Annotated in this window: 16 protein-coding genes and 1 pseudogene; 10 read left to right on the forward strand and 7 right to left on the reverse strand. The window is 68.5% G+C overall.

The annotated features are described in order from the left end of the window. Positions 1 to 38 precede the first annotated feature (38 nt). Positions 39 to 1,514: an ATP-dependent sacrificial sulfur transferase LarE gene (gene larE / locus HDA44_RS32120; RefSeq protein WP_337906657.1), complete on the forward strand. Its 1,476-nt coding sequence runs from the start codon at positions 39 to 41 to the stop codon at positions 1,512 to 1,514. Positions 1,515 to 1,640: 126 nt separating this feature from the next. Next, positions 1,641 to 2,024, forward strand: coding sequence for a cold-shock protein (locus HDA44_RS32125; RefSeq protein WP_184840896.1), 384 nt, complete (start codon positions 1,641 to 1,643; stop codon positions 2,022 to 2,024). Between the two features lie 146 nt (positions 2,025 to 2,170). On the opposite strand, the gene HDA44_RS32130 is transcribed toward HDA44_RS32125, so the two are convergent. Next, complete coding sequence (locus HDA44_RS32130; RefSeq protein ID WP_184840898.1) at positions 2,171 to 2,884, reverse strand: TetR/AcrR family transcriptional regulator; 714 nt, start codon at positions 2,882 to 2,884, stop codon at positions 2,171 to 2,173. A gap of 121 nt (positions 2,885 to 3,005) precedes the next feature. On the opposite strand from HDA44_RS32130, the gene HDA44_RS32135 reads away from it, so the two are divergent. Beyond that, a complete protein-coding gene (locus HDA44_RS32135) occupies positions 3,006 to 4,541 on the forward strand; it encodes an MFS transporter (protein ID WP_184840900.1) in 1,536 nt (511 codons plus the stop codon). A 5-nt stretch (positions 4,542 to 4,546) separates the two neighbouring features. On the opposite strand, the gene HDA44_RS32140 is transcribed toward HDA44_RS32135, so the two are convergent. Next, positions 4,547 to 6,571 (reverse strand): MFS transporter, encoded by a 2,025-nt coding sequence (locus HDA44_RS32140; protein ID WP_184840902.1) that lies wholly within the window; start codon positions 6,569 to 6,571, stop codon positions 4,547 to 4,549. Between the two features lie 290 nt (positions 6,572 to 6,861). On the opposite strand from HDA44_RS32140, the gene HDA44_RS32145 reads away from it, so the two are divergent. Further along, positions 6,862 to 7,659: a DUF3027 domain-containing protein gene (locus HDA44_RS32145; RefSeq protein WP_184840904.1), complete on the forward strand. Its 798-nt coding sequence runs from the start codon at positions 6,862 to 6,864 to the stop codon at positions 7,657 to 7,659. 8 nt (positions 7,660 to 7,667) lie between these two features. On the opposite strand, the gene HDA44_RS32150 is transcribed toward HDA44_RS32145, so the two are convergent. Next, the gene (locus tag HDA44_RS32150) at positions 7,668 to 7,979 is read right to left on the reverse strand and encodes a DUF2530 domain-containing protein (protein ID WP_184840906.1); all 312 of its coding nucleotides are present in this window, start codon (positions 7,977 to 7,979) and stop codon (positions 7,668 to 7,670) included. Positions 7,980 to 8,059: 80 nt separating this feature from the next. Between HDA44_RS32150 and HDA44_RS32155 the strand changes: the two genes are divergently transcribed. Continuing rightward, the gene (locus HDA44_RS32155; RefSeq protein ID WP_184840907.1) at positions 8,060 to 9,532 is read left to right on the forward strand and encodes an NCS2 family permease; all 1,473 of its coding nucleotides are present in this window, start codon (positions 8,060 to 8,062) and stop codon (positions 9,530 to 9,532) included. Here HDA44_RS32155 and HDA44_RS32160 read toward each other — a convergent pair. Further along, a complete protein-coding gene (locus HDA44_RS32160; protein WP_184840909.1) occupies positions 9,493 to 10,608 on the reverse strand; it encodes a hypothetical protein in 1,116 nt (371 codons plus the stop codon). The two genes, HDA44_RS32155 and HDA44_RS32160, sit on opposite strands and share 40 nt — an antisense overlap. A gap of 142 nt (positions 10,609 to 10,750) precedes the next feature. On the opposite strand from HDA44_RS32160, the gene HDA44_RS32165 reads away from it, so the two are divergent. Together HDA44_RS32165 and HDA44_RS32170 are read left to right on the forward strand one after the other, a co-directional pair. Next, positions 10,751 to 11,200 (forward strand): MarR family winged helix-turn-helix transcriptional regulator, encoded by a 450-nt coding sequence (locus HDA44_RS32165; RefSeq protein ID WP_184840911.1) that lies wholly within the window; start codon positions 10,751 to 10,753, stop codon positions 11,198 to 11,200. Further along, the gene (locus HDA44_RS32170; protein ID WP_184840913.1) at positions 11,197 to 12,549 is read left to right on the forward strand and encodes an MFS transporter; all 1,353 of its coding nucleotides are present in this window, start codon (positions 11,197 to 11,199) and stop codon (positions 12,547 to 12,549) included. The genes HDA44_RS32165 and HDA44_RS32170 overlap by 4 nt, the downstream gene beginning before the upstream one ends. A gap of 81 nt (positions 12,550 to 12,630) precedes the next feature. On the opposite strand, the gene HDA44_RS32175 is transcribed toward HDA44_RS32170, so the two are convergent. Further along, positions 12,631 to 13,329 carry a DUF4429 domain-containing protein gene (locus tag HDA44_RS32175; RefSeq protein ID WP_184840915.1) on the reverse strand — a complete coding sequence of 233 codons (699 nt, stop codon included), beginning with the start codon at positions 13,327 to 13,329 and terminating at the stop codon, positions 12,631 to 12,633. Between the two features lie 456 nt (positions 13,330 to 13,785). On the opposite strand from HDA44_RS32175, the gene HDA44_RS32180 reads away from it, so the two are divergent. Next, complete coding sequence (locus tag HDA44_RS32180) at positions 13,786 to 15,189, forward strand: mycothione reductase (RefSeq protein WP_184840917.1); 1,404 nt, start codon at positions 13,786 to 13,788, stop codon at positions 15,187 to 15,189. Here the strand turns inward: HDA44_RS32180 and HDA44_RS38745 are convergent. Next, positions 15,172 to 15,441 (reverse strand): hypothetical protein, encoded by a 270-nt coding sequence (locus tag HDA44_RS38745; RefSeq protein ID WP_337906840.1) that lies wholly within the window; start codon positions 15,439 to 15,441, stop codon positions 15,172 to 15,174. The genes HDA44_RS32180 and HDA44_RS38745 overlap by 18 nt on opposite strands. 184 nt (positions 15,442 to 15,625) lie before the next feature. Further along, positions 15,626 to 16,240: pseudogene (locus tag HDA44_RS38750) on the reverse strand (AAA family ATPase); the annotation flags it as partial. On the opposite strand from HDA44_RS38750, the gene thpR reads away from it, so the two are divergent. Then, positions 16,124 to 16,687: an RNA 2',3'-cyclic phosphodiesterase gene (gene thpR, locus HDA44_RS32190; RefSeq protein WP_184840921.1), complete on the forward strand. Its 564-nt coding sequence runs from the start codon at positions 16,124 to 16,126 to the stop codon at positions 16,685 to 16,687. The pseudogene HDA44_RS38750 and the gene thpR overlap by 117 nt on opposite strands. 46 nt (positions 16,688 to 16,733) lie before the next feature. Continuing rightward, positions 16,734 to 17,585 carry an iron uptake transporter permease EfeU gene (gene efeU, locus HDA44_RS32195; protein WP_184840923.1) on the forward strand — a complete coding sequence of 284 codons (852 nt, stop codon included), beginning with the start codon at positions 16,734 to 16,736 and terminating at the stop codon, positions 17,583 to 17,585. Positions 17,586 to 17,607 lie beyond the last annotated feature (22 nt).

Genomic DNA, 17,607 nt, shown 5'->3' on the forward strand with positions numbered 1-17,607 from the left:
AGACGGCGATGGCTGACGGAGCACGTAGGGTTGGGGGCGTGTCAACCGCCGCGATCCAGCCCACTCCCGATACCGCCGACGTGCCGGAACTGGTGGTGGGATTCGACCTGGACATGACGCTGATCGACTCCCGGCCGGGGATTCAGGCCGTCTGGGACCTGCTGGCCGCGGAAACCGGCGTAGCGATCGACACCGACCTGGTCGTCAGCCGGCTCGGGCCGCCGCTGACCTGGGAAATGGCGAACTGGTTCCCCGCGGAGCAGGTCGACGCGATGGTCGCGCGGTACCGCGAGCACTACCCGTCGTACGCGATCACCGGCAGCCTGCCGCTGCCCGGGGTGGCCGAGTCGCTGGCCGCGATCCGGGCGTTGCGCGGGCGGACGATGGTGGTGTCGGCGAAGTACACCCCGTCGGTACGCCTGCACCTCGAACACCTCGGCCTGGACGTCGACGAGCCGGTCGGTGATCTGCACGGCGCCGAGAAGGGCACCGCGCTCCGCGAGCACAGCGCGACGGTTTTCGTCGGCGACCACACCGCCGACATCGATGGCGCGCACGCCGCCGGCGCGATCGCGGTGTCCGTCGCGACCGGGCCGTTCAGCGCGGACGAGCTCCGGGCGTACGGTGCCGATGTCGTACTGAACGATCTGACCGAGTTCCCGGCCTGGCTCGACGCGTACGTGCTGGAGCAGCGGCTGGAAGCGCTGATGCGGCGGCTGACCACGTACGACAAGCTCGTCGTCGCGTTCAGCGGTGGCGCCGACTCGGCGTTCCTGCTCGCCGCCGCGGCCCGCGCGATCGGCCCGGCCAACGTGGTCGCCGCGACCGCCGTGTCGCCTTCGCTGCCGGCCGCGGAGCTCGAACCGGCGGCCCGGTTCGCCGACAGCCTCGGCGTCCGGCACGTCACCCCGCACACGCACGAGATGGAGCGCGAGGGGTACCAGGCGAACTCCGGCGCGCGCTGCTACTTCTGCAAGGCCGAGCTGATCGAGACCCTGCAGCCGATCGCCGACGAGTTCGGCATCACCGCGATCGCGACCGGAACCAACGCCGACGACGCGATTGCCGGGTTCCGGCCGGGCATCCGGGCCGCCTTCGAGCGCGGCGCGCTGACCCCGCTGAAGGACGCCCGGCTGACCAAGGCGCAGATCCGTACCGCGTCCCGCAGCTGGGGGCTCGAGACCTCCGACAAGCCGGCCGCCGCGTGCCTGTCCAGCCGGATCGCGTACGGCATCCGCATCACGCCGAACCTGCTGGTCCGGGTCGACCGGGCGGAGCAGGCGGTCCGCGAGCGGCTCGCCGGGTACGAGGTCGAGAACGTCCGCGTCCGTGACCTCGGCGACGCCGCTTCGATCGAGATCGACGCGGCGCTGCTCGGCCGGGTCGACCAGCAGCAACTGGTCGACGCGGTGATCGCGGAAGGGTTCCCGGCGGCCCGGGTCGATCCGCGTGGATTCCGGTCCGGATCGATGAACGAACGGTTGCCGGAACCGGACAAGTACCGCAACCTCTGAGGACCGCGCGGCGGCACCGGTTCAGGCATTTCCCGGAGGCGCCGTCGCGCGCCTTCACGTACGCTGGGCTCCGGATCGGACCGCCCGTCCGATCGGCATCGACTGTTACCGACTGAAGAGGTTGCCGTGCCCGTTGGCAAGGTCAAGTGGTATGACTCCGAGAAGGGGTTCGGATTCCTCAGCAAGGAGGAGGGCGGCGACGTGTACGTCCGCGCCGAGGCCCTGCCGGCGGGCGTGACCAACCTGAAGCCGGGCCAGAAGGTCGAGTTCGGCGTCGTCGAAGGACGCAAGGGTGAGCAGGCCCTGCAGGTCCGGTTGATCGACCCGCCGCCGTCGGTGGCGAAGGCGATGCGGCCGAAGCCGGAGGAGATGCAGGTGGTGATCGAGGACCTGATCAAGCTCCTCGACCGCGTCGGCGAGGGCTACCGCCACGGCCGCCACCCCGACAACAAGTCCGCCCGCCAGGTAGCCACGGTCCTCCGCGGCGTCGCCGACAAACTCGACTACTGACCCCCGCCCGCCCAGGTCCTCGCCGCTCCAGCCCGGTCCGCGGCGCGCCGCGTGCACAACCCTCCAGTTCAGGGGGCATCCCCTTGAATGAAGGGTTGCCTCCTGGAAATTCGATGGGGCAACCCTTCGGTTGGAGGGGCAGGGCTTCAGCGGATGCGGTCGATGCCGGCCTGGATGCCGTCGAGGACGGTGTTCAGGCCGAAGCGGAACTCGTCGGTGTCGTCGGGGGGTAGCTGACCGAAGGCGGCGGCGATGCCGGGGAAACGGTCCGGCGTTGCCAGATGGGCGAGGCGTTCGACGTACTGGCGATCGGCCTCGCGGGCCTCGTCCGGATCGGTCGCCATGTTCGCGGTCAGTTGCGTCGTACCCCGTACGTAGATGTTGACGAGCAGCATCGCGGACAGCCGGTCCTGCGGGGGCAGCGGCGTGCCGTCGAACGCGTGCAGCGCGGACTCCAGCCAGGTCAGCTGGTTCGGTGACAGCGGCGGCTCGTAGACCGGGATCTGCAGCACCCACGGATGCGCCCGCAGGCCGTCGCGGAACGCCTCGGCCCAGGTGGTGATCCGGGCCCGCCAGTCCTGCTCCGGGTCGAGCTCCGGCGGTACGCCGAACGCGTGCTCCACCATCACCACGTACAGGTCGTCCTTGGCGTCGATGTACCGGTACAGCGACATCGTCGTGAACCCGAGCTCGGCCGCCACCTTGCTCATCGACACCGCGCCCAGCCCGCCCGCGTCCGCCAGCCGAACGGCCGCCCGAGCGATATCACTGATGTGAAACGCCGGCTTGGGCCCCGGCCGGCTCCGCCCCTCGACCCCCCACAGCTGCTCCAGCACCCGCGGCAGTTCCACCTCGTCCATGCGCACCATCCTCTCCCGGCCTCCCTTCAGCTTATCTGTTTACATCATAGACAGTCTTGCGTATGGTCTGTGTATGGCGCACACAGTGTGTGGCGTAGACAGATAATCCTGGAGGGGTGTCATGGGTACGACGGAACGGGCCGGGCGCAAGGAGTGGATCGCGCTCGGCGTCCTCGCGCTGCCGCTGTTGCTGGTCTCGATGGACGTGTCGGTGCTGTACTTCGCGGTCCCGTTCATCAGCGCCGACCTCGGCGTGTCGGCGACCGAGCAGCTGTGGATCTTCGACATCTACGGCTTCGTCCTCGCCGGTCTGCTGATCACCATGGGTTCGCTCGGTGACCGGATCGGCCGGCGCCGGCTGCTGCTGTTCGGCGCGATCGGCTTCGGCGTCGCATCCCTCGCGGCCGCGTACGCGCGGAACCCCGAGCAGCTGATCGCGGCCCGCGCCGCGCTCGGGATCGGTGGTGCGACCCTGATGCCGTCGACCCTCGCGCTGATCCGGAACATGTTCCACGACGCCAAGCAGCGGCAGCAGGCGATCGCGTTCTGGAGCGCGGTGATGATGGGCGGGATCACGCTCGGCCCGGTGCTCGGTGGGTTCCTGCTCGAGCACTTCTGGTGGGGATCGGTGTTCCTGATCAACACGCCCGCGATGGTGCTGCTGCTCGTACTCGCGCCGGTGCTGCTGCCCGAGTTCAAGACGCCGGCCGCCGGGCGGTTCGACCTGCTCGGCTCCGTACTTTCGCTGGCCGCCGTACTGCCGGTGATCTGGGGGATCAAGGAGCTCGCCGCGCACGGTGCCTCCGTACTGCCGGTGGTGGCGATCGCCGGTGGGCTGATGTTCGGACTGTTGTTCGTGCAGCGGCAGCGCACCGCCGTACACCCGATGGTCGACCTGTCGATGTTCCGCAACCGGGCGTTCAGTGGCTCCCTCGCGGCGAACACGATCGGCACGCTGGCGCTGGTCGGGAACGCGGTGTTCCTGACGCAGTACCTCCAGCTGGTGCACGGGTTGAGCCCGTTGAAGGCAGCGCTCTGGTCACTCGCTCCGTCGGTACTGGTCGGTGGCGCGGCTCCGTTGGCAACCGCACTCGCCGGAAAGCTGGACCGGGCGTACGTGATTGGTGGCGCGTTTGTTCTTGCGGCATCCGGATACGCGGTGCTGACTCAAGTGCACGTTGATTCGTCGCTGGCCGTACCGCTGGTCGGAGCTGGTTTGCTCGCCGCCGGTTTGGTGATGGTGATGACGCTGGTGACCGAGGCCGTGGTCGGGTCGGTCGCGCCGGAACGCGCTGGTTCGGCGTCGGCGGTGATGGAGACCTGCTCCGAGTTCGGCGGTGCGCTGGGGATCGCGATCCTGGGTTCGATCGGGACCGCCGCTTATCGCGCCGATGTCCCGTCCGGGTTGCCGCCGGCCGTTGCGGGGCCGATCCGGGACGGTCTTCCTGCTGCGACCGCCGCGGCCGGTCATCTGCCCGCTCAACTCGCCGATGCGGTCCTCACTACGGCCCGCCATGCCTTCACCCACAGCATGAACGTGGTCGCGCTGGTGGGCACCGTCCTGCTGCTGGCCACCGCGGTCACCACCACTCTCACCCTCCGCGGCACGACCCCGGTCCCCGCCCCTGAAGAACCCGAACTCACGCCTGCCGCGTGACCCCGTCAGCGGGGCGGGCGGCCACCGCCGGGGCGGCGCTTGAACAGGCCGCCACGGTTCCGCTCAACCGTAGGCTCCTCAGCCCACGGCGCCCGCGCCTCCCCAGAAACCTCATCCTCATCCGGCTGCCCACTCCACCACCGCCCAACCACCCCGTCACCCTCAGCACGCACGGCTCCATCGCCTCGCGGGGCTCGGTCACCACTCAGCCCCGCATCACCGCGTCCCGTCCGGTGATCGGGTGCCTCCCCACCATCCCGTTCCACGGACGGTGAGGGGTTCTGGGGTGGTGACGGGATGTTGCCCGGGCGCCACTCGATGGTTGGTTCGTCGTGGGAGGTGGACCGGCTCGCGCGGTTGGCGCGCTGCTCGGCGACGCTGAGGATCGTCCGGGTAGTACCGGTCCGATCATCCGCCTCGTACGCGTCCTCGTCCCGACCGTCCTCCTCGACCCGATCGCGACCGTGGTCCTCGGTCTGCTCGCGACCGTGGTCAGGCGCCTGTCCACCGGGACGCGGTCCGTCAGGTCTACCCGGCCGGTCCGAGCCCTGAGCCGAACGACTGGACGGACGCATCCGGAGCACCAGGAAGACCACGACCAGCAGCACCCCGGCCAGGAAACCGAACCCCAACCGAGGGATCAGCGGAAGCACGATCCCGCACCCACCGCCGATCACCCAGGCCAATTGAAGCACCGTCTCGGATCGAGCGAACACCGACGTGCGCACGGATTCGGGTACGTCCCGCTGGATCATCGCGTCCAGCGACAACTTGCCCAGCGAACTGCACAACCCGGCCACGAAACCGAGCGCGATCAGGATCGGCAGCCCGTACAGCACCGCCACCGCGACCGCGACCACGGCGTCCGCGAGCAGCACCACCAGGACGACCGCCTCCGGTTTTCGTGCCTTGAGCAACGATCCGAGGACGGTACCGAGACTGTTGCCGATCCCGGCCGCGGCGATCACCGCGCCGGCCGCGACCGCGCCCTTGATCCCGCTCACCGGCTGGTCCCGGAGCAGGAACGCCAGGTACATGGTCAGGAACCCGGACACGAACCGCAGCCCGAGGTTGCACCGGATACCACGTGATACGGCGGCGGTGACGGCGCGGCGGCGGGCGTCCCGGCCGGCCGTACCGGTGACTTCCTCGTCGGCCGGGGAGTCGACCGCGCTCGGCAACCGGATCGCGAGGATCAGGCCGATCAGGTACACCACCGCGGCCCAGCGCAGCGACCACTCCGGCCCGATCGCCGCGAACGCGCCCGCGATCCCGGCGCCGACGGTCGCGCCGGCGACACCGGCCAGCGAGATCCGGGAGTTCGCGGTGACCAGGGTGATCTGCCGGGGGAGCAGGCGCGGTACGGCGGACGCGCGGGTGACGCCGTACGCCTTGGAGGCAACCAGGCACCCGAGCGCGGCCGGGTACAACCAGACCGACTCGTGGCCGGAGATCGAGGACGCCAGGCCCCAGACCAGGAACGCGCGGGCGCCGAGCGTCGCGCCGATCGCCCAGCGGCGCCCGTGCCGGAACCGGTCCAGCATCGGGCCGATCAGCGGCGCCATCAACGCGAACGGCGCCATCGTCAGCAGCAGGAAGAGCGCGACCCGGTCGCGGGCCTGGTCGCTGGGTACGGTGAAGAAGACCGTGCCGGCGAGGGAAACCGCGAACGCCGTGTCACCGGCCGCGTTCACCGCGCCGAGCTCGATCAGCCGCGACAGCCCCGACTCGCCTGCTCCCTGCGCGCTGGTCAGCCCTCGAATCCGCCGCCCGGTCGCCCGGCCGACCTTCCCACCAACTTCCGCGGCGCGCTTGGAGGCCGACGCGACCCCAGTCGCACCGACCTTTGAGGCATGCCCGACCTTTTTGCTGGCACTGCCAACCCGCTTGCCCGCACTACCAACCCGGTCCCGGGCCCCCTGCACCCGTTCCCCCGCTGCCTTTCCACCACCACTCGCCGCGTTGCCGTCTGGTCCGGGGCGGTTTCCACCGGAGGTCGGCCTCGGGTCGGCAGGGTCGGGAGGATGCATGGAACCATCCTGCCTCGCCCCAGGGACAGAGCGCAGCCACCGCGCGTACGCGCCGCGGTAAACCACGGGCCGGTTGCCGCGATCACAAGCTGTCGTGACGGTGCCCGCGAGCTGGTGTTTGCCGGGTGGGCTGCGGCTGGGTTGCCGCGGCCCCGGGCTGAGGTGGCGGTGGGTCGGAGCTGGTGTTTGCCGGGTGGGTGGGTGGTTGTTCGGGTTGGTTGTGGGTGGTGGGGAGGGGTTGGGTGGTGGGCATTCGGCGTACGGGGGACGGCGTGCGAGAATGGGCGATTGTGACCCCCGCCAGAGCTCCGGAAACGGTACGTGCCAAGCCCGACGCCGTCTGCGTCGCGGCGGTCGAACCGGCCCGTGACGCGGCGATCGCCGAGGCCGGCGCCGCGCGGGTCGGCGAGCATCTCGGTCAGCTGGTCGAGGGCGAACGCCTGGTCACGCACTACTTCGCGTCCACCCACCCCGGGTACCAGGGCTGGCGCTGGGCGGTCACGGTCACCCGCGCCTCCCGGGCCAAGACGGTCACGGTGAACGAGGTGGTGATGCTCCCGGGCGACACCGCGATCGTCGCGCCGGAGTGGGTGCCGTGGTCGGAGCGCGTCCAGCCCGGCGACCTGCGTCCCGGCGACCTGTTCCCGACGCATGCCGACGACCCGCGCCTGGAGCCGGGTTTCACCGACACCGCCGACGCCCCGGAGGACGTTCGCGCGGTCGTGGACGAGCTCGGTCTCGGCCGTGAGCGGGTGCTGTCGCCGTTCGGTCGCGAGGACGCCGCCGACCGCTGGTACGCGGGTGACTTCGGCCCGTCGTCCCCGATCGCGCAGGCGGTCCCGTACAAGTGCCACTCCTGCGGGTACTGGATCCGGCTGGCCGACAGCCTCGGCCAGGCGTTCGGCGTCTGCGCCAACGAGATGGCGCCCGGCGAGGCGCGCGTGGTCGCGTACGACTACGGCTGCGGCGCCCACTCGGACGCCACCATCGAGAACCCCGACCTGCCGATCCCCGAGCACGCCTTCGACACCACGGGCTACGACACCCTCCAACTGACCGAGCAGCCGGCCCTCCCGACCGAGGCGTAAGACCCGGCTCAGTCCTCGACGGCGGGGCGGTCGCCGCGCTGGATGGCGGCCCAGCGGCGCTTGCAGTACCAGAGGCCGATCAGGCCGAGGCCGAAGCCTGCTACCGGTACCCAGATCCACCAGTCGAGGCCGTCGTCCTTCAGCTGGTTGCGGAACAGCATGAGTACGACGAATGCGATCGCCCAGATGACGATGCCGGTGATCACGCTGGGAATGCCGGACAGGTCGAGCGGCTTCACCTCGGCGTGCACGAGCTCACCGCGCGCCAGCTGACTGGTCGGATCGGTGCGCTTCTTCGCCGCGGGCTGCTCCTCGCTCACACACTTACCTTAGCTGCCGATGCACAAAGGTTTGTGGTAGGTGCTCGCAACTGCACGGTAGGACCTGGCACGATGCGGGCATGAGCTCGCCCAAGGCCGCGACGGCCCGCTCCGGTACCGGTCCGCTGGACTCCTTCTTCAAGATCAGTGCACGCGGTTCCACCGTCGGGCGTGAGGTCCGGGGTGGCCTGGTGACGTTCTTCACGATGGCGTACATCGTGGTGCTGAACCCGCTGATCATCGGCACCGTCAAGGACGGTGGCGGTCAGTTCGTCGGTGGTGGCACCGACCCGGCGGTGGCGATCGCGAAGATCGCCGTCGCGACCGCGCTGGTGGCGGGGGTGGTGACGATCCTGATGGGTCTGGTCGCGAACTTCCCGCTCGCGCTCGCGACCGGCCTTGGCCTGAACGCGTTCCTGGCGTTCTCGGTGGCGACCAAGATGACCTGGGCGGACGCGATGGGCCTGGTGGTACTCGAGGGCCTGATCATCTTGATACTCGTACTGACCGGCTTCCGGAAAGCGGTCTTCGAGGCGGTGCCGCTGCAGCTGAAGATCGCGATCAGTGTCGGGATCGGGTTGTTCATCACGTTCATCGGCGTCATCGACGCCGGTTTCGTCCGCCGCCCCGCGGCGCTGACCGGGCCGCCGGTGGAGCTGGGCGTCGAGGGCCACCTGCGTGGCTGGCCGGTGCTGGTGTTCGTGTTCGGCCTGCTGCTGATCGTGATCCTGTACGCGCGGAAGGTGAAGGGCGCGATCCTGATCGGCATCCTGGCCGCGACCGTACTGTCGGTGGTGATCGAGACGATCGGGAACATCGGCGCCCGCACCGACAAGAACCCGGGCGGCTGGGGCCTGAGCGTGCCGAAGCTGCCGGACCAGTGGTTCACGAAACCGAACCTGGACACGATCGGTGAGTTCAACCTGTTCGGTTCGTTCGAGAAGATCGGCGTGGTGTCGGCGCTGCTGCTGATCTTCTCGCTGATGCTGGCCGACTTCTTCGACACGATGGGCACGATGACGGCGATCGGCGCCGAGGCCGGCCTGAACGACCAGGACGGCATCCCGCCGAACTCGCAGCGGATCCTGATCGTGGACAGTGTCGCGGCCGCTGCCGGTGGCGCCGCGTCGGTGTCGAGCAACACGTCGTACATCGAGTCGGCGTCCGGGGTCGGCGAGGGCGCCCGGACCGGCCTGGCCAGTGTGGTGACCGGGATCTGCTTCCTGATCTCGATGGTGGTCGCGCCGCTGGTGACGCTGGTCCCGTACGAGGCGGCGACGCCGGCGTTGATCCTGGTCGGGTTCCTGATGATGACGCAGGTGAAGGGGATCGACTTCGACGACCTGGAGGTCGCGTTCCCGGCCTTCCTGACGATCGTGCTGATGCCGTTCACGTACTCGATCTCGGCCGGCATCGGCGCCGGCTTCGTCGCGTACGTGATCCTCAAGGTGGTCCGCGGCAAGGCCCGCCAAGTACATCCACTGATGTGGGTGGTCGCCGCCCTGTTCGTCATCTACTTCGCGATCGGCCCCCTGACCGACTGGCTGACCTGATCGGCGGCGGTGGCGCGGAGGGTCAGGTAGTCGGTGCGGGCGGCGAAGAGGTCGCGTAGTTCGGTGGTTACGTTGTCGAGGAACTCGGCGCGGTACGTCGAGTCGGTGAGTAGGGCGATCGAGTAGTACAGGCCGGTGAAGTTCGCGATGCCGACCGAGACCTTGATCAGGGAGGCGCTGAGTACGAGCGGGTGGTTCATCAGCGTGACGTGGTACGACCAGGAGCCGAGCGGGACGCCCCACTGGTCGTAGATGTGCTCACTGATCGCCAGCAGGCCGAAGGCGACGAAGAACAGGCCGACGCCCGTACTGACCACGAGGACCTGCATCCACTGCCGGATCATCAGGTTGACGCTGAGGTTCACCCGCTGGATGCGCTGCAGCGGCGGGCCGGACCCGGCGTCACGCTCGATCGCGTCGACCTCGCGCGGCAGCCGGATCAGCAGGAACACCGTGCTCAGCAGGGTGAACGCGACGACCGAGAAGATGATGAACGCGGTCGGCATCCCGGCGAACACCTGCCACATGTCCGCGGTGATGAACAGCACCAGCGAGAAGACCAGCAGCAGCGGCAAGGCGCGGATGAAGCTGGCGACCGAGTTGGCCAGCTCGGTCGCCAGCCGGCGTACGCCCCAGATGACCGTCGCGATCAGGCCGTAGCCGATCACGATGTACGCGACGCCGACCAGCAGCAGGTTGCCGATCGCGATGCCGAAGAACTGTTTCAGCTGTCCCTGCGTGACGAGCGGCAGGAGTGCGGGCAGCAGGACGAACATCGCCAGCTCCGGGATGCCGAAGCGGGTCGGCAACGACCAGAACGGCCGGCCGCGGAAGCGGTTCAGCAGGCCGAAGCCGGCGACCAGGGCGATCAGGCCGCCGAGCGCGGCCAGCAGGTTCTGCCACCAGTGCCAGTCCAGTGAGGTCGCGCCGAGCATCTCGGCCAGGAACACCAGCACCAGCAGCGGCGCGGCCCGGGTGAAGATGTCGTGCGTCGGTGAGAAGTCCTCGATGAACAACGGCAGCCCCGCCCGGCGGAACCGCTGCTCGTACCGCGCCAGCTCGGCACTCGTCCCCATGTACGGGAACCCTAGCCCGTCCCCGTACCAAAGCACGGGTAGACGGCGGAACACCTTGGCCACCAACCCCCTTCGGGGCAGTGGAATATCAGTCGGTGGTCAGACGTTTTAGTTAGCAAAGGTAATGAGTTAAGGTAAGGATATGCCCGAAGTAGTAGCCCAGCAGGTGAAAAGTGACGTCGGCCTGGCGAGTGCGTTGCGGTCGTCGACCCTGCGGTTGTCGCGGCAGATCCGCCGGCAGCGCGAGCCCGGGCACGACCTGACCGCGAACCAGCTCAGCGTGCTCGGCGCGCTGGCCAAGCACGAGCTGATGACGATCGGCGAGCTGGCCGCGCACGAGCAGGTCAAGCCGCCGTCGATGACGCGGATCGTGACCAACATGGAGGAGGCCGGCCTGGTCGCCCGCCGGCCGCACCCGACCGACAAGCGGCAGATCGTCGTCGAGCTGACCGACCACGCCGACGAGCTGATCCTGGCCAACCGGAAACGCCGCGACGAGTGGCTGCAGACCAAACTGAAGCAACTGACCCCTGAGGAGCGCGACATCCTGCGCAAGGCAGCACCCGTGCTGGAACGACTGGCGGCTCGATGAGCCCCACGTTCCGCGCGTTCAAAGTCCGGAACTTCCGTCTCTACGCCTCCGGTGCGATCGTCTCCAACGTCGGCACCTGGATGCAGCGCGTCGCCCAGGACTGGCTGGTCCTGGAGCTGACCCATTCCGGGACGGCACTCGGCATCGTCACCGGTCTGCAGTTCCTGCCCGCGCTGCTGCTCGGCCCGTACGCGGGTCTGGTCGCGGACCGTTTCCCGAAGCGGCAGGTGCTGACGCTGACCCAGGTCGCGATGGGTACGGTCGCGCTGGTCCTCGGTGGACTGACGATCAGCGGGCACGTACAGGCCTGGCATGTGTACCTGCTCGCGCTGCTCTTCGGTGTCGGAACCGCCTTCGACGCGCCGACCCGGCAGGCCTTCGTGGTCGAGATGGTCGGCCGCGACGAGCTCTCGAACGCGGTCGGGCTGAACTCGGCGTCCTTCAACGCCGCCCGCCTGCTCGGCCCGGCGCTGGCCGGTCTGCTGATCAACTGGATCGGGACCGGTCCGGTGATCATGATCAACGGGTTCACGTACGCCGCGGTGATCGTGTCGCTGCGGCTGATGCGCGTCGGCGAACTGCACACCCCGAAGCCCGCGGCCCGGGACAAGGGCATGATCCGGGACGGGATGCGGTACCTGTGGCGCCGGCCGGATCTGATGATGGTGCTGGTCGCGGTGTTCTTCGCCGGCACCTTCGGGCTGAACTTCCAGATGACGTCCGCGCTGATGGCGACCGAGGCGTTCCACAAGGGCGCGGGGGAGTACGGCATCCTCGGGTCGGTGCTCGCGATCGGCTCACTGTCCGGTGCGCTGCTGGCGGCCCGGCGGGTGCGGATTCGGGCCCGGTTGGTGATCGGCGCCGCGATCGCGTTCGGCGTACTGGAGATCGTCAGCGCGCTGATGCCGACGTATCTGACCTTCGCGCTGGTGCTGCCGCTGGTCGGTCTGACCTCGCTGACGATGCTGACGTCGGCGAACGCGACCATGCAACTGAGCATCGAGCCGACGATGCGCGGGCGGGTGATGGCGCTGTACATGACGGTGCTGATGGGTGGCACGCCGATCGGATCGCCGTTCATCGGCTGGATCGGGCAGGAGCTCGGCGCGCGGTACTCCCTGATCGTCGGCGGCGGGCTGACCGTGCTCGGCACGGTCGGTTCGGTGCTGTACTTCTCCCGCCGCCGCGGCCTGGCGATCCGCCCGAGACTGCTGCCGCGCCCACACCTGGAGGTGCTGCCCCAAACCGAGCTACTCGGCGAAAAGGCAATCCTGGACGCCGCCCCCGACCCGGTCCCAGCACAATCCGGCGCAGCCAAGAAGAAAGACGCCGACCCCCAGGTCGCCTGACCAACTGGTCGGCGCCCAGGGTGACGCGGTGGTGCGGCGGTGCGGTGGCGCCGCGGGGCTCGCCGGGAATTGGTTTGCCGGCTAGGGGCGGATGCGGGTTAGCAGGCGGGTGGCGAAGAACAGGGCGTCTATGTCGGTGCCGCGTTCGGTGCGCATGGTGGCGGGGTCGTGCTTTGGTTTCGGGCGTTCGGTTGGCGTACCGGGCGTGGTGATCCGGAGGAACCCGCTGCCGCCGAGTCCGCCCTGGTACGGCGCCCACTGGACGTCGATGATGTCGCCGAGCTGCACCGACCACGGGTCGCCCAGGGCGCGTTTCTTCCGGCCCACGCCGCGCTGGTATGCGAACGTGAGCTGTCCGTTCGCCACCGTCAGCGTCGCGTCCCGCCCTTCGATCCGGTCCGCCGCGGCCGGTGGCGCGACCAGCCAGGCGGTCGAGGCGGTCGCCGGTACGTCGCGCCGGACGAGCGTACGGCGGATGTGGCCGGCGATCTCGTCGGCGAGTACGGGGTCCACGGCCGGGAAGTCGTACGGGTCGAGCAGCACGTCCGCGCCGGTCACCGCCTGCAGCGGATCGCTGCCGTCCCGCAACACCAGCCGGAACCCGGAGTCACTCACCTCGACGCTTTGCACCGCCTCCACCGGCACCACCCGCTCACCCAGCCGCCCCCGCAGCGAGCAGTTCAACGCGTCCAGCCCGGCCCCGTCGTACCGGATCCGCAACACCCCGATCCCGTCCCAGCCGACCGACCCGTACGCGCTCACCAACTCACCACCAGCCACCCGCCCCATCCTCCCCTGTCCCCGGGTCCACCGCAGTCCCTCGCGTGTGCAAACCCCCCCACCCCCACCCCCAACTCCCACCCCCCCCGCCCACAGGCCGACCCCGCCCACCCTCCCGTCCACCCGCACTCCCACCCACCGCGGGCCGAACCCTCCGTTTGAGGGGGCATCCCCGCGACTGGAGGGTTGTCCCCTGGGAATTCGAGGGGGCAACCCTCCACTCGAGCAGGCAAGCCCAGGGCACAACCCCGTGCCGCGGGCCTGTTGGCATGGGCGCACCTCCCCGCCAGCCGTCTTTTGTCTTTCCCTGCCGCAGACTTGTTGGCATGGGCGCACCTCCCTGCCAGCCGTCTTTTGTCTTTCCCTGCCGCAGACTTGCTGTCATGGGCGCACCTCCCTGCCAGCCGTCTTTTGTCTTTCCCTGCCGCAAGCTTGCTGTCATGGGCACAATGGGGTGTGACTCATTACGATCTGGTGATCATCGGGACCGGTTCCGGCAACACGATCGTTAATCGGCGGTTTGCGGGCTGGAAGGTGGCGATTGTCGAGCGCGGTACCTTCGGCGGTACCTGCCTGAACGTCGGCTGCATCCCGACCAAGATGTTCGTGCACGCGGCTGACGTCGCCGCCACCCCGTCGGTCAGCTCCCGGTTCGGTGTCGACGAGGAACTGCTGGGCGTGCGCTGGGCCGACGTCCGGGACCGGATCTTCGGCCGGATCGACCCGATCGCCGCGGGCGGTTCGGAGTACCGGCATCACAACCCGGACAACGCGAACGTCACCGTGTACGACGGCACCGGCCGCTTCACGGGTGACAAGGAGCTGACGGTCGACAACCAGGACGGCTCGACCAGCGTGTTCAGCGCGGACCGTTTCGTCCTCGCGAGCGGCAGCCGTCCGGTGATCCCGCCGATCCCGGGGCTCGAGGAAACCGGCTACCACACCTCGAACACGATCATGCGCCTCGAGCAACTACCGGCCCGGCTCGCGATCATCGGCAGTGGTTTCGTGGCGGCCGAGTTCGCCCACGTCTTCGCGTCGTTCGGCGTGGACGTGACGATCATCGCCCGTTCGAAGGCGCTGCTCCGGCACGAGGACGCCGAGCTCGCCGCGCAGTACACCGAGATAGCGCAGCAGAAGTACGACGTACGCCTGAACCGGGAGACGATCCGGGTAACCCGGCACGACGACGGCGAGATCGAGCTGAAGATGCTGCACCCGGACGGCGCCGAGGAGCTGATCGTCGACGAGCTGCTGGTGGCGGTCGGCCGGGTACCGAACTCGGATCTGCTCAACCTGGACGCGACCGGCGTCGAGGTCGACGGCGAGGGCCGGATCGTCGTGGACAAGTACCAGCAGACCAACGTCGACGGGATCTACGCGCTCGGCGACGTGACCAGTCCGCATCAGCTGAAGCATGTCGCGAACCACGAGGCGCGCGTGGTGAAGCACAACCTGCTGAACCCGGACGACCGGATCGCTTCCGACCACCGGTTCGTACCGCACGCGGTGTTCAGTTCGCCGCAGATCGCATCCGTCGGCCTGACCGAGGAGCAGGCGAAGGAACGCGGAATCCCTTATGTGGCAGCGGTTCAGCGCTACGCTGACATCGCGTACGGCTGGGCGATGGAGGACACCACCGGCTTCGCGAAGGTGATCGCCGACGCGAACACCGGTCAGCTGATCGGTTGCCACATCATCGGCCCGCAGGCACCGACGGTGATCCAGCCGGTGATCCAGGCAATGAGTTTCGGTCTGGACGCGTATGCGATGGCGCGCGAGCAGTACTGGATTCACCCGGCGATGCCCGAGGTACTGGAGAACGCGCTGCTCAAGCTGGAGCTACATCCGAAAGGCTGAGATCACCTCGGCCACCGAGTCGAGTGTTTCGAGGTCGGGCAGGCTGATCATCACTTCGGCCACGCCCGCCTCGGACAGCTCGCGGAACCGCCTGATCTGGTCGTCGACGGTGCCGGCGTTGACGGCCGCCGCGTACGTCGCCGGGTTGGCGTTCCGCGGCCGCAACCCCTGCACCAGTTGCTCGACGGCGCGATGATCCTTGCCGACCAACGTGGTGGACAGGTGCGTCAACTCGACCGGCCGGGAACTCACGTCCCGCAAGTACGCGGCCCGCTCCCACCCACCAGCAAAGGGAGATGGTCCTGCAACGGCCTTGGATAACAGGTGGTGTCGGGTACCGAGAGCACCTTGCCGTGGAACGGTTTGTTGCCTGGTCCCGCCCACCACTCAGTACGTCCAGCGTCGCCGCGATCTTCCCCAGATGCGCGACATTCCGGTACGTGATCCCGGAAATCAGCGTCCCGAGCCGCACCCGGTTCGTACACGCGGCCAGGTACCTGAGCGTGGTCCAGCTTTCCAGGAAGTCCTCCCAGGCCCGCCCCACCTGCGGAATCTGCCGGCCGTAGTACGTCGTCGTACCCCTCGTCCGACCGCCACACACGCCATCCCCGCCGTACGCGCGACCCGAAGCCACTCCAGCCGTCGCTCCTTGTCCAACCCCAACGTGTCGATCACGGTCGTCAGCCCGCGTCCGATCCGCTGCCGCCACCACGTCCAGCAGCGCGAACGCATCCGCACTGGCCGCGAGGTCGTCCTCGCCGGCGCCGACCAGCGCGTGCAGCCGGTCGCTCGACACGATCAGCTCCGGACCGAAGTGCTCGGCCGCCCAGGTCGACTTCCCGGACGCGCCCGGACCGACGAGCACCACCACGCACGGCGACGGAAGCTTGAGCTCGTTCACAAAAGCAGTTTCCACCACCGATACGCTTTCCGGATGCGATTGTTCGTGGCAGTGGTGCCACCTCTTGAGGTAGTGGAGGATCTGAGCGAGTTCGTCGAGCCGCGCCGGGACCATCCCGACGACGACATCCGCTGGGCATCGGACCAGCATTGGCACATCACGCTGGCGTTCCTCGGCGAGGTGCCGGACTGGAAGTCCGAGGAGTTGGAGGAGCGGCTGGAGGCGGCGGCCAAGCGGCAGCAGCCGTTCGAGCTGCGGATCGCAGGAGCCGGCGCGTTCCCGGGCGTACCGGATGCGCGCGTGCTGTACGCCGGAGTGCGCGACGAGACCGAGTCACTCAAACACCTGTCGATGACGACCCGATCGGCCGCGAGCAAGGCCGGCGTCCAGGTCGAGGCCCGGAAGTTCGCGCCGCATCTCACGCTGGCGCGGCTGCGGCGGCCGATCGACGCCACCCGATGGGTACGGATTTTCGACACGTACCGTAGTCCCGCGTGGACGGCGGGCAGTTTGCAGCTGATCGAGTCCCGATTGGGCGAAGGGCCGGGCCACAGTGCGGCGTACACCACAGTAGGCGAATGGGACTTCTTAGGTTAACCTCAACAAGGTTAGCCGTACCTAAGTCTATGAAAGTGTCTCCGCCATGCTCGCGAACTATCTGATCGGACTCCGCGAAGGACTCGAGGCATCGCTGGTGGTCAGCATCCTCGCCACGTTCCTGGTCAAGTCCGGGCATCGGGATCGGCTCAAACTGGTCTGGATAGGTGTCGCCAGCGCGCTCGCCGTCGCGGCCGCCGCGTGGGGCCTGCTGCAGTTCGTCACCGCACTGACCGCGCGCTCGTTCACCACCCAGGAAACCGTCGGCGGGGTGATGTCGATCCTCGCCGTCGGGTTCGTCACCTGGATGATCTTCTGGATGCGGAAGGCGTCCCGCGGCATTGCCAAGGAGCTCCGCGAGCGGATGGGCCAGGCGCTTGAGGTCGGCTCCCGGGCGGTCGTCATCCTGGCTTTCCTCGCGGTCTTCCGGGAGAGCATCGAGACCGCGTTCATCGTGTACGCGTCGGCGGCGACCGCGACCACCGCCGTACCGTTCATCGGCGTACTCCTCGGCCTGGCCACGTCCGTGCTGCTCGGTGTCGCGATCTACAAGGGCGCCGTGAAGATCAACCTGGCCGTGTTCTTCAAGTGGACCGGCGCGGTGCTGATCCTGGTCGCGGCCGGCATCTTCGCGTACGGCTTCCACGACCTGCAGGAAGCCGGCATCCTGCCCGGCCTGCACAACCTGGCCTTCGACATCTCGCACGTGGTCCCGCCGGACAGCTGGTACGGCGTGCTGCTGAAGGGCATCTTCAACTTCAACCCGGCGCCGAGCGTACTGGAGGCGACCGCGTGGGCCGTCTACCTCGTACCGGTCCTGGTGCTGTACTTCCGCCCGGTGAAAAGCTCCACGCCACCCGCCGTACCGGTCGTGAAGACCGCCGGCGAAGCAGTCTGAATCATCCCCTCATCCCTTTTGT

This window comes from Kribbella solani (assembly GCF_014205295.1).
GTDB lineage: Bacteria > Actinomycetota > Actinomycetes > Propionibacteriales > Kribbellaceae > Kribbella > Kribbella solani.

Excerpts from the sequence above, each read along its gene's own strand:
- HDA44_RS32130 (WP_184840898.1), bottom strand. The coding sequence starts at position 2,884 with ATGGACGAGGTGGAACTGCCGCGGGTGCTGGAGCAGCTGTGGGGGGTC.
- HDA44_RS32135 (WP_184840900.1), top strand. The coding sequence starts at position 3,006 with ATGGGTACGACGGAACGGGCCGGGCGCAAGGAGTGGATCGCGCTCGGC.
- HDA44_RS32140 (WP_184840902.1), bottom strand. The coding sequence starts at position 6,571 with ATGCATCCTCCCGACCCTGCCGACCCGAGGCCGACCTCCGGTGGAAAC.
- HDA44_RS32155 (WP_184840907.1), top strand. The coding sequence starts at position 8,060 with ATGAGCTCGCCCAAGGCCGCGACGGCCCGCTCCGGTACCGGTCCGCTG.
- HDA44_RS32160 (WP_184840909.1), bottom strand. The coding sequence starts at position 10,608 with ATGGGGACGAGTGCCGAGCTGGCGCGGTACGAGCAGCGGTTCCGCCGG.
- HDA44_RS32165 (WP_184840911.1), top strand. The coding sequence starts at position 10,751 with ATGCCCGAAGTAGTAGCCCAGCAGGTGAAAAGTGACGTCGGCCTGGCG.
- HDA44_RS32170 (WP_184840913.1), top strand. The coding sequence starts at position 11,197 with ATGAGCCCCACGTTCCGCGCGTTCAAAGTCCGGAACTTCCGTCTCTAC.
- thpR (WP_184840921.1), top strand. The coding sequence starts at position 16,124 with ATGCGATTGTTCGTGGCAGTGGTGCCACCTCTTGAGGTAGTGGAGGAT.
- efeU (WP_184840923.1), top strand. The coding sequence starts at position 16,734 with ATGCTCGCGAACTATCTGATCGGACTCCGCGAAGGACTCGAGGCATCG.